The organism is Cohnella suwonensis (genome assembly GCF_042655365.1).
GTDB classification, from domain to species: Bacteria; Bacillota; Bacilli; order Paenibacillales; family Paenibacillaceae; genus Cohnella; species Cohnella suwonensis.
Genome location: NZ_JBHSMH010000067.1, coordinates 18907 through 28234, shown reverse-complemented (window position 1 = coordinate 28234; position 9328 = coordinate 18907). Strand labels below are relative to the sequence as shown.

Below are 9328 nucleotides of genomic sequence, written 5' to 3'. Positions count from 1 at the left end.
ACTTCCGGTTCTCACGTAGGTTTGCCTACGCTCCGATCCTCATTCCCTAGCTTCTTTCAACCTTCTCGGTGCTGATCACCGAACTTTTTGAACTCGCACTTTTAGAGCAGTATATAAAATAATTCCTATTAACTTAGTTGGTATTCATACTTTACCAGAAACCTTATTTGTCCGTCAACGAAAAACGAGTAGGCATTCAACCTTTTATTATTTTTTAAGCCTCGAATGCTCGGAAACTGCTATCCACCGGGACTTTCACCCTAAAGATGACGCCGTGCTGGGCATACTAAAAGAGCCAACCGCCTGAATGCGATTGGCTCTTCGAGTCTGTTATGAACGGATTATCACTTATGCAAAATGCTGCTCTCCAATGGAACGATAAGTTCGAACACTTTGGCAATATCCTCTTGGCCTATATTGAAGTGCTCGAGCGTGCCTTGAAGATGCTTCGCGATAGCTTGGAAATGCTCCGGCTGAAGGTTTAAGCCCTGATGGGCCTTCTCCATGGATCTACCCGTATATTGATTGGGTCCGCCTAAAGCAAAGCTTAGGAAATGGGTTTGATGTCTTCGCAGCTGCTCCAGATCCGTATGCTTAAAAAAAGAATTGACCGTTTCATCCCCCAAAACGCGTTTGTAGAACTCGTCTACCACTGGAGTTAATCCTTCTACTCCCCCGAACTTTGCAAACAATGATTGTTCCATACTTGTTCCTCCTCGATCTATTGATACCCGCAAGTATAGCTGAAGACGATAATTAAAACTGTGAACGAGTTCACAAAATGAGAAAAACAACAAAACCCCTATGGTCATCGGACCATAGGGGTAATCGCCGCTTCATTCTTTCCTTCCAGTAAGATCCATATTCAGTACGGACTAGCTAAAGGTTACATGAACAGGATTCGTTGTAACATCGCTCGCAGCTCCGTTTACTTTGGACTGTAAAACCGTGATGACAAAGTCAAAGCTATCATCAGCAGTATGATAGGATGATACACCTGTTATTGTTACGGTAATATGCGTAGAGTCAACTAAAGCTACAGTGAAATCATACCCATAAATATTGTTGATTGTAGCACTAGAGTTGGGCAGAGTTAAAGCTACATCCGCTTTCGCGATGTTGGGATTAAAAGTCCCCCCGTTAATTGCCGTTACAGTAATGACGCCGCTCGTCAAGCTTCCATTGCTACTTCCATTGTTATCTATAGCTTCACTCAACGTAGATGGAGAAGCTGTGATCGCTGATGATATCTGCGTGATGTCTTGGGCTGCCAGCGTGATTAACTTATATCGAACAATAAGCCCAGCAGCATTTGCCTCATAAACAGCGATATACTTATTCGTTGTTGCATCCACGCCTGTGATGTCATCGCCAAAGCCATAAGGATTAATAACTCCAGCTCCTGTCGGAGCTAAAGCCCCAACGTTCGGAGTTGCTATAGAAACCGACGATACTTTCACGACCAGATGGTTGAAATAACCCCACATCGTAAGGTTTGGTTGTATTTTCGTAGCTCCCATCCCGACTCCTGGTTGCGGAAAAGCGGTCATAGACGGTATCGATGTATAGGACTTAATCTCAGACGCAATCAAAGTAATTAATTTGAATGAAACCACTTTATTGGAGCTATCTACTTCATAAACACCCAGATATTTGTTTGTTGTATCATCCACAAATAAGATATCGGAACCTTGCGTATACGATGCTAAAACTGACCAATCGGGAGAGGCATTTAGCGGTGCATCTTCACCCGAATTCGGTGTCGCTATGGCTTCATTTGAGAACTTTATCGCCAGATGATTAGCTCCGGCAATTGTAGCAGTGATCGAAGTTGATCCTTCGACAGTTCCAGCAGTTGCTGATGCTGTAGTTAACAGAGGCGCCAAATTCCCATTGATATTAGCAGCGGTTAGTGTGATTAACTCGAATGCTACGACTTTCCCAACGGAATTCGACTCGTAGACGGCTACAAATTTGTTTGTTATTGCATCAACACCGGTAATATCATTACCCGATGTATAGGGACTCGTTACCCCTTGAGAACCGCTAATCGGTACTGTGTCACCTACATTTGGTGTTGGTAAAGAGGCAGACGATACTTTTACAGTAAGATAGTTATCTGCTGTACCTACCGTTGCTGCAACTTTAGTTCCCGTTATCGTACCGGGCGTTGCTTCAGCTGACAACGACGGCACTGGGACAAGCTGTTTAATGTCTGCAGAGGTCAGCGTAATTAACGCAAACCTTACGACTTTATTTGAACTATCCGCTTCATATACAGCTACATATTTATTCATTGATGCATCCACGGCTGTAATATTAATACCATCAATATATGGATTGGTTACTCCCACTCCTGTCGGAACAGCATCACCTATATTGGGCGTTGCGACAATAACAGAAGATACTTTGACTACCAGATGATTTGGCAAGATAGCTACGGGTAATGCCCCAATCTTTGTTGTTCCAACAACACTACCCTCAGAAGGCGTTACTGAAACAAAGCCGGGAGCTGGAACAGGCGTAAAGTCCCCAGAGGTCAGCGTAATTAACTGATACTTAACTATTGCCCCACCATTATTCGCCTCATATACGGCCAGATATTTGTTCGTTACTGCATCCATGAATGAGATATCCGCACCCGAAGTATATGGGGATACGAGACCCACATTAGACCCATTCGGTACGGAACCCCCTATATTCGGAGCTACAATAACAGAATCAGAACCGTAAATGACCAAATGATTCAGAGGATTGCTAACTGTTGCTGTTACGGATGTCGCTCCCGCCGAAGTGCCTGGCAGCACGGTTGCCGATAACAATGGCGATCCTACCTGTGTAATGTCCAAAGCAGTCAGCACAATCTCATTATAAGCAACTACTTTATCTGCATAGTCTACCTCGTACACCACGATATATTTGTTGGTTGTAATGTCCATCCCTGCAATTTCTTCGCCCATATAGTTATTCAATACAGTTAGCCCTGTCGGCAAAGAATCGCCAACATTTACCATTCCAACAGTAGCAATCCCCATTTCAATTGCGATATGGTTTCCGGAACCGAAAGGCGTTGCGATTATTTTAGTTGTTCCCGGCGCTGAACCAGGTGCTGCATTTGCCGATGCAATTGGTGCCTGATCTCCTATTGGAATTGGCTTAATCTCTGCGGGTGTTAACGTTATAAGTTGAAACTTTACGACTTTACCAGCGCTATCCACTTCATAGATGTGTACATATTTAACAAATGAGCTAGCCGGGAATTCAGTTTCCGCCACATAATTGTTCAGCCCCGCCGCATTCCCGTTAGGCGCTGCCTCCCCTACATTCGGAGTGGTGAGAATACTTGCGCTCGGGAGTACATAGAGGTGATTTCCTGAACCTGCCGCTACATTCGTTAATTGCGAATATCCAGGCGTTGTGCCTTGTTTCGCGGTTGCCGTTAAGGCCGGTATTGTCTCGATGGATACAACTACCTTCCAGTTCTGCGTGGTGTTATCTTGCGCTGTTACGGTATAAGTTACTGCGATGCTGAAATCATTGGACGTCGTTCCGTTGGTTTGAACGACTGCGCCTACTTTTGCCGTTGCCCCAGTCGATAACGAGAAGCTCGCTACTAAACCGTTCAAGTTGGTTCCGTTTATGACTTGAATATCCACGGTGCGGGCATTCGAATCAATCGTTGCCGCTCCAGCTTGCTGCGGGAAACTGAAAGCCGTGATATCTTTCGCGCTGCTTAGCGCAGGCAAAACATTACCGCCGCCACCACCACCGCCTGACGATGGCGTTGTTGGCGCGCCTGACCCTTCCAGCTTCTGAGGCTGCTTCTCGAAGGTTGAACCTTGGCCATCGTCGCTTATGATCGCTTTCTCGATGGTGCCTTGTCCTAACATCTTTAATAACGCATCAATAATAAGCGTACCGATGTTGCTGTCTTTACCCATCTCGAGATTAACCGGAGAATTGATGTCGAGTTGTTCAATGAACGTTGTGCCTTCCAATACAAGACGCACCGTACTGTCCTTCTTATCCACGATGACCTTGACAAACTTACCATTCTCAAAATGAATACTATGATCGCCGCCGCCTTGAACGGTAGTTGTACCTTTAACCGTGACGTTCTTCAAGAAAGCGTCGCCGCTGCCGATGCCTGCCGCAAGCAGCAGGTTTCCGTTAATGACCATGTTCTGCAAGGTGACACCGGGGACATTAACCGCAACATCGCCGCTAACGGTTTCCGTTCCGGTTGCCGGGCCGTAGGTTCCAGCGGCGTTATATGCGTTTTTCTGTGTTTCCGTTTGCGTTTGCAAAGCTTGCAACGAACGATCCAATGTGACAACCGCTTCCGCTCGCGTAATGGATTTTTCCGGACGGAAGGTTTGATCCCCGTAACCCTGCATCAATTTCTTGGATACTGCCGCGCCGATAGCCGCTCTGCTCCATGGCGCGAATTTGGCTGCATCTGAGAAAGCATTGGCAGCCGCTTCGTCACCTTGCAAATTTAACAATCTGGCAATGATCGCGGCGACTTCTTGTCTGCTCGCTTTCCTATTTCCTCCGAACGTACCGTCGGAGTTGCCCTTCATGTAGCCGGCTTTTACGGCTTTCGCCGCCTCATCGTAAGCCCAATCTCCGGAGGCGATATCGCTGAAATGGACATCCGCCTTTTCCGTAAATCCAAACGCACGATTAATGAGCGCAATCAATTCCGCACGCGTAACCGGGTTATCCGGCTTCACAGTGCCGTCCGCGTAACCTTTAATAAGACCCTTTTCCAGCCATTGGTTCAACTGTTTTTCCGCCCAATGGCCTTTCACATCCGACTGAGCGGACTCCGCTGCGGAAACGAAGCCGAAAGACGCAAACATCATGCTAAAGACCAACATAATGATCGTCCATTTTTTAGTTTCTTTTATCGCCATTTTTATCCTCCAAAAATACATGATATCCGCAATCATAGAGGAGCTTAGTTATAAAAACTGTGAACCAGTTCACAAAATGAGAAAAACATACAAAACCCCTATGGTCTGATGTGACCATAGGGGTTAAGAAAGGTTCTATACGCAATTCCGGCATGTTACAAGTACTGTTAAGGCAACGCTTTAACAATCAAAGTGAATGATTTTTGAGCGGTTATATTACCAATGGCGACAGTAGCTGTTAAGGTAACCGCTGCATCGGAGCTTCCGGACGATGGACGGGTAACAACGCCTTTCGTTAGATCACTGTTCATTACATTAATTACATTATTATCCGAAGAAGTCCACGTGATCGTCGTGCCCTGATGTCCCATCAGGGACAAAAATACATTAGACTTCACGCTGTAATCCGTATCATTCACCGGGTCTGCAAAGTAAATATCCAATGTGTCTCTGTCGAACAACACGGATCCATCTGTATCCAATTGTTTTACTTCATCCCTATTGAATATATCAGTTGAACTGTACAAGCTCGTTCTGTATTGATTAATATTAACTTGACTTCCACCGCTATTTATTGAGGCAACCGCTTGCGCACGCGCATTTGCAAGCTCTTGAATCACTGGATCCAGTTTTTCCAGGTTAAACTGCCCCTTTGATGCAGCAACAGTTATTACCTGATTCGTATAATCAATTGCTTTCAACAGAAATGATTTATCTAGCAACGTGTTTACCTTGGTCTGCATGATGAAAATGGCATCTGCCAATTCGTCTGACGCGGCGTCTTTCAATGCTTGATTCGCATTCGGGTCTAGCTGTACCGCTTTATCGATTGCAGTCTGAAAAACATCAATGTCTGCTTGTGCGTACGTACCTTCGGCTGTCCCTACTTTTAAAGATAGATCAGCTTTTAAAGTTTGAGCGGAATTAATTAACGTGTCTAATGGAGTAACTGGCGCCAAATAAGTCTGACCAGAATATGTCGTTTCGCCATCATACGTAATCCCTACCGCCTCACTCTGCCAGACATTGGTTCGTTCAGTAGTAGACGAGTAGTTGAACGTTACTTTCCTATTGGCTTTGTCGTATTGAAAACCGGAAACCGGCAACGCTGACGTTTGCGACTGTGCTCCGATCGTAACAATATTCGTTGAAGCCGTAAAATCTGCCGCTACCGGATCTATGCTCGGCGCATAACTCAATTCGATATCAATTGTTCCATTCAATGCCGTTACGTCTATTATAACTGCCGGGAGCAGTACATGGTTGGTTACTTCTGCATTGGCGAAGTTCTGAACCTTTTCATTATCCGTAGTCTGCAGATCGTTGGTACCTGTTGCAATGTAACTAACCTTCACATGATCCGTCCATACAATGGGTGAAGATAATGTTAAAGTTACTAAGTTACCTGAGACAGCAACGTTGGTAATAGTTGGCATGGAAGCTATTCCAGATACGCTAAACGCTGCAGAATCTCCAGTTGAACCAGATAAATTTCGATTGATGGATACTTCGATCTGTTGTGCGCCTGCCGTATCCGCGACAGTAAATACCGGTGGCGCCATATTGTTGATTACGTCTGCATTGGTGAAATTCTGTACCTTGACGTTAGTCGCATTCTGCAGATCGTTGGTACCTGTTGCCAAGTAGCTAACCTGTACAAGATCCGTCCATACAATGGGTTTAGATAATGTTAAATATACTGTAGCACCCGAAACAATAGCGTTGGTAACGGTTGGCATGGAAGCTATGCCAGATACGCTAAACGCTAAATGATCTGCAGCTGAACCAGATAAATTGTTATTGAAGGTTAACTCGATCGATAGTCCTGCGTTTGCTATAACCGCGCTAGACAATTGCGGCGGCATATTATTGCTGTCTTCAATTAAAAAGCTAATAGGTGCTGAATTCCCAATCGTTGGAGCAATATAGTTTGACACCGAACCGGCAGCAATGGTAATTGACGCGCTTTTTGAAATAGAAAGGTCAATGTTCTTATCAGCATCAACAGTAATAGTAAATGTCTGATTATTAACTGTTGTTACTGTGGTATTACTGCCAAGTGCAGTATCTACTGCACCTTGAATAGCAGCAAGCGCACCCGTATTCAACTTCACATTGAAGCTAAGAATGATAACGTCCCCTGATGCAAATTTATCATCTCCAGCCACCTGATTGCTAGACAGCTCCACCGGCATAATAACTGAAGCTGCTGGATCCTTAATCGCATCCGCATTGATTTTATCTATGGCGGCTTGCACTTCGAATAGCATTAAATCGCTATTACCCTTTGAGCTTTTGGCTTCAGTCACTTGCGATTGATAGTAGCTTATCCAATCATTATTTGTTTGCGTTACTCCCGCATTCACTAAATCCTGCAAAGTAAATGTCGCTACATTCGCATTAATGATAGCTAGTGCAGCCTCTGCTGAACTTTGCGTCGTTACGGTTACAATAACCGTCCAGTTCTGCGTGGTGTTATCTTCCGCTGTTACGGTATAAGTTACTGATCCGTTGCTGAAATCATTAGCCGTCTTTCCGCTGGTTTGAGCGACTGCGCCTACTGTTGCCGTTGCCCCTGCCGATAATGTGAAGCTCGCTACCAGACCGTTCAAGTTGGTCCCGTTAGCTACTTGAATATCCACGGTGCGGGCATTCGAATCAATCGTTGCTGCTCCAGTCTGTGCCGCGAAACTGAAAGCCGTGATATCTTTCGCGCTACTTAGCGCCGCCGCTACACTTACGTTTACCGTCCAGTTCTGCGTGCTGTTATCTTGCGCTGTCACAGTATAAGATACTGCGTTACTGAAATCATTGGACGTCGTTCCACTGGTTTGAACGACTGCGCCTACTGTTGCCGTTGCCCCAGTCGATAAAGAGAAGCTCGCTACTAGACCGTTCAAGTTGGTTCCGTTTATGACTTGAATATCCACGGTGTGGGCAATCGAATCAATCGTTGCCGCTCCGGCTTGCTGCGGGAAACTGAAAGCCGTGATATCTTTTGCGCTGCTTAGCGAAGGTAAATCATTACCACTACCGCTACCCCCACCGCCACCGCCGCCTGTCGTTGGGGTTGTTGTTGGGGTTGTTGTTGGGGTTGTTGTTGGTGTTGGTGTTGTTGTCGTACCTGGCCCTTCAAGTTCCTCAGGCTTCTTCTCGAACGTTGAATCTTTGCCTTCGATACTAATGATTGCTTTATCGATGAAGCCTTGTCCTAGCGTCTTAAGAATCGTATTGGCAATCAGAGTACCGATTCTGGTGTCTTTATCCAGCTCCAGTTGGGTCTCGGAATTGATCGTTGCTTGGTCGATTGTCGTTGAACCCTCCACTACGATACGCACCTTGCCGTCCTTCTTATCCACGATGATGTTAACGATCATGGAGTTCTCGAAATGGATGCTGTGCTCGCCGCCGCCTTGAACGGTCGTCGTGCCCTTGACCGTAACGTTCTTCAAGAAAGCGTCGCCGCTGCCGATGCCCGCCGCAAGCAGCAGGTTTCCGTTAATAACCATGTTCTGCAGCGTGACACCCGGGACATTAACCGCAACGTCGCCGCTTACGGTTTGGGTCCCGGTTGCCGGGCCATAGGTTCCTGCTGCGTTATAAGCGCTAATCTGAGTCTCCGCCTTCGCTTGCAACGCGTGATCCAATGCGACAACCGCTTCCGCTCGCGTAATGGATTTTTCCGGACGGAAGGATTGATCCCCGTAACCCTGCATCAACTTCTTGGACACTGCTGCGCCGATAGCCGCTTTGCTCCATGGCGCGAACTTGGCTGCATCCGTGAAGGCGTTGGCAGCAGCTTCGTCGCCTTGCAAATTTAACAATCTGGCGATGATCGCGGCGACTTCTTGTCTGCTCGCTTTTTGATTTCCCCCGAACGTACCGTCGGAGTTGCCCTTCATGTAGCCGGCCTTCACGGCTTTCGCCGCCTCATCGTAGACCCAATTCCCAGTAGCGATATCGCTGAAATGGACATCCGCCTTCTCCGTAAATCCGAAAGCCCGGTTGATGAGCGATATCAATTCCGCGCGCGTAACCGGTTTGTCCGGCTTCACCGTGCCGTCTGAATACCCTTGGATAAGACCCTTTTCCAACCATTGGTTCAGCTGTTTTTCCGCCCAATGGCCTTTCACATCCGACTGAGCGGACTCCGCTGCGGAAGCGAGGCCGAAAGACGCAAACATCATGCTAAAGACCAACAGGATGATCGTCCATTTTTTTATACCATTTGCAATCATTTTTTATCCTCCCAAAATACCTGATATCCGCAATCATAGAGGAGTTGGATGATATAAACTGTGAACGGGTTCACAAAACGAGAAAAAGCGACAAAAGACCCCCATAGTCATCGGACCATAGGGGTAATCTCCGCTTCATTCTTTCATTTCTATAAGATTCATATTCGGTAC

Annotated in this window: 3 protein-coding genes; all 3 read right to left on the bottom strand. The window is 46.3% G+C overall.

Annotated elements, in window-relative coordinates; all coding sequences use genetic code 11:
• Positions 1–344: 344 nt before the first annotated feature.
• The 3 genes from ACFPPD_RS17795 to ACFPPD_RS17785 all read right to left on the bottom strand — a co-directional run bounded on the left by ACFPPD_RS17795 (position 345) and on the right by ACFPPD_RS17785 (position 9157).
• Positions 345–704, bottom strand: a complete 360-nt coding sequence (locus ACFPPD_RS17795; RefSeq protein ID WP_209749020.1) for a group I truncated hemoglobin — start codon at positions 702–704, stop codon at positions 345–347.
• 171 nt (positions 705–875) lie between these two features.
• Positions 876–4919: an S-layer homology domain-containing protein gene (locus ACFPPD_RS17790; protein ID WP_209749021.1), complete on the bottom strand. Its 4044-nt coding sequence runs from the start codon at positions 4917–4919 to the stop codon at positions 876–878.
• 167 nt (positions 4920–5086) lie between these two features.
• Positions 5087–9157, bottom strand: a complete 4071-nt coding sequence (locus tag ACFPPD_RS17785; protein WP_209749022.1) for an S-layer homology domain-containing protein — start codon at positions 9155–9157, stop codon at positions 5087–5089.
• Positions 9158–9328 lie beyond the last annotated feature (171 nt).